A 2,751-nucleotide genomic window follows, 5' to 3' on the forward strand; every position below is an offset into this window, starting at 1 on the left:
GGCCGGTCACCGAGAAGGTGACCTCCGCGTCCTTCACGCGGTTGTTCGCCAGGTCCAGCACGACGAACGTCAGCGGCGTGGCCGTCTCCAGGCCGGAGGAGCGGATGCCGAGCTGCGCCTTGGCGCTCGCGGGCAGGAAGACGACGTTGGCCGGAGCGCCCACGGTCACGGTGCCGCCCGTGCCGCCGCCGGTGCCAGCATCGGTGCCGCCCGTGCCGCCGCCGGTGCCGGCATCGGTGCCGCCACCACCACCGCCGCCGCCGCCACCGCCACCACCGCCGTTGCCGGCATCGCTGGTGGTGCTGCCGGTGGTGCTGGTGACCTGCACGCTGGTGCCGTTGCTGGTCTGGTTCCAGTCACCCTCGACGCGCACGAAGCCCTTGCACGCCGTGTCCTGGGTGGACGGGCAGCTGAAGGTGGCGGTGCCCTTGCCCTGCGCGTCGAGCGTCACCGTGAGGGTCTTCTGCTTGTCGGCGCCCAGGAAACCGGCGCCCGCCGTCAGCAGCACGTCGCCCGTTCCGGGCTTGCCCTCCGCGTCCGTGGCGGAGATGCGCAGGGTGGTGCTCTGCCCCGTGTCGTCGATGTAGCGGGGCGAGGGAGTCAGCGTCATCGCCGCCACTCCCTCGGGCTCGGGCTCACCACAGCCGAACAGGCCCAACACCAGCACGGAGGTGCCAGCGAACTTCAACCAGGATTGCATGTAGAAAAACCCCTCCCTCGGAGACTTGGGGCCGACAGTATTCGGCACCCGTGTCATCCGTCAAACAATGGGAGGTTGGCACGGCTTGACAGTGAAAGCCGTTTCACTCGGTTTTAGCCCCCCGCGTCCGTTCCGGCGTCCGTCCCACTGGGGGTACCGGCGTCCGGGGGGCTGATGATGACGCTGGTGGAGCCCACCACGTCGTTCCAGGTGCCCTGGATGCGGATGGAGCCTTTGCAGCCAGAATCCACCGCGGGCAGGCGAATGCAGGTGTAGGTCGTGCTGACCTTGCCTCCCTCGAGCGGGAGATCGAGCTCCTGGCCGGAGCCCGCGAGGGAGCCGGCCTTGGCCGAGACGGTGACGGTGCCGGTGCCGGCCTGGCCATTCTCATCCACGGCCGTGATGTACACGTCCGTGCTCTGGCCCTCGCCGTCCAGCCGCTTGGTACTGGTCGTCACCTTGAGGGTGCCAATTGGGAGCTCCTCGGGGCCCGGACAGGCGGCCAATGCGAGGCCCAGCACCACGGGGATGCTGGCGAGTTTCCAGTTTCGATACATGGAGCGATCTCGTGTGGGTGAATTCGGGGCGCGGAGTATCGAAGTCGATCGCCGTCACGTCAAACTGCCTACCCACGGAGCCTGCTGCCCCCACTGCGAGTACGGGAGGCCCCGGAGTTGACAACGCCCACCCAGTCGTCGAGACACTGCGTCCGTCTTCCCATTCCAAGGAGCCGCGGTGAGCATGAAGCGCAGAGGGGGGCTGTTGATTGCAGGTGGGCTGGTGGCCAGCATTCTGGGGCCTTCGTGCGCGCCCGAGGAACTGGAGCCACAGGTGACGGTCACGGTGCCCGATCCGCAGCATATCGCCGATGACGCCTCCACGGAGGTGACCATCACCGTGGTGGACGCGAACGGGGAGAAGGGCACGGGCGTGGTGCGGTTGACCACCAAGGTGGGCATGTTCGGCGACGAGGGGAACAACACCCTGGCGCCGCTGGTCGACGGCACGGCCACCACCTCCTTCACCTGCCCGGTGGCCAAGGACCCCAACTGCTCGCGGGGCGTCTCGAGCATCTCCGCGGATTGGCGGGGCAATCTGGGCTCGGCCAAGGTCTACGTGGGCGAGCGGGGCCTGCAACTCCTGTCGGGCAAGACGGGCAGCGGCGCGTCGCCCACCATTCCGACCGTCGACCCCAACGCGACCGGCTCGCTCACCGGCTTCTCCTCGGGGCAGGTCTACCTCTATGGCTCGTTGCAGAGGGACGAGTTCTCGATCAGCTATTCCGCCCTCTCCTCGTTGTCGCAGCCGATGCGGCTCTTCGTGGGCCTGCCCGGGGGCAAGCCGCTGCTCCGTCCGGATGGACGGCTCGTCTACATGGACGACCGCAAGGTCTACCTGGCCGCGGCGGATGAGTTCACGGCGGACAGCACCTCGACCCGGGCCCTCTACCCGCAGAATGCCATCGGCAACGACACGCTCGTGCCGACCAGCAAGTGCCCGGGCGATGCGACCTCGATCAAGCTGCATCCGGCCAGCGGCGAGGTCTTCTACGCGTGCAACAGCACCGACACGTACTACACCCAGGGCGGGCTCCCGGTGGTGCCTGCTCCCTACGCCCTCATCAAGATGGGCTTCAGCAGCTACAAGCTCGTCGGGGACAGGTCGACGAGCACCGCCGACATCTACATCCTGGATGGGGCCAACAAGCCGGTTCGGGTGGACCAGCGCTCCAACCCGGATACCGACTACATGCACTGGTCGACTGCCCGGGCCAAGGGTGACGGCTTCCAGATGGTCTACGCGGATGGGCCCGTCCGGCAGCTGTGGAAGCTGACCAACAAGGGGGTCTGGTCCCGGGTGGCCAACTACCCCTCGCGGCTGCCCACGGGGTACAGCGTGGTCTCCAGTTACTACCTGGACTCGTTCGGCACCGCGTATGCCCATGTCCGGGGCGCGGACGGTACCCAGGCCGTCGCCCGCTTCTCCCAGAACGCCGCCGAGGCGTTCATCGTCTACTCGGAGAAGAACCGTCCCCCGGATACCGGGTGGAA

Annotated in this window: 2 protein-coding genes and 1 pseudogene; 1 reads left to right on the forward strand and 2 read right to left on the reverse strand. The window is 67.7% G+C overall.

Annotated elements, in window-relative coordinates; all coding sequences use genetic code 11:
• Window positions 1–700: pseudogene (locus tag VF697_RS18140) on the reverse strand (hypothetical protein); the annotation flags it as partial.
• A 113-nt stretch (window positions 701–813) separates the two neighbouring features.
• Window positions 814–1,257, reverse strand: a complete 444-nt coding sequence (locus VF697_RS18145) for a hypothetical protein (RefSeq protein ID WP_331096671.1) — start codon at window positions 1,255–1,257, stop codon at window positions 814–816.
• 184 nt (window positions 1,258–1,441) lie between these two features.
• On the opposite strand from VF697_RS18145, the gene VF697_RS18150 reads away from it, so the two are divergent.
• A partial coding sequence (locus VF697_RS18150) for a hypothetical protein (protein WP_331096673.1) occupies window positions 1,442–2,751 on the forward strand: 1,310 nt, incomplete at its 3' end.

Origin of the sequence: Archangium sp. (assembly GCF_036388035.1) — a bacterium.
Taxonomy (GTDB): domain Bacteria; phylum Myxococcota; class Myxococcia; order Myxococcales; family Myxococcaceae; genus Archangium.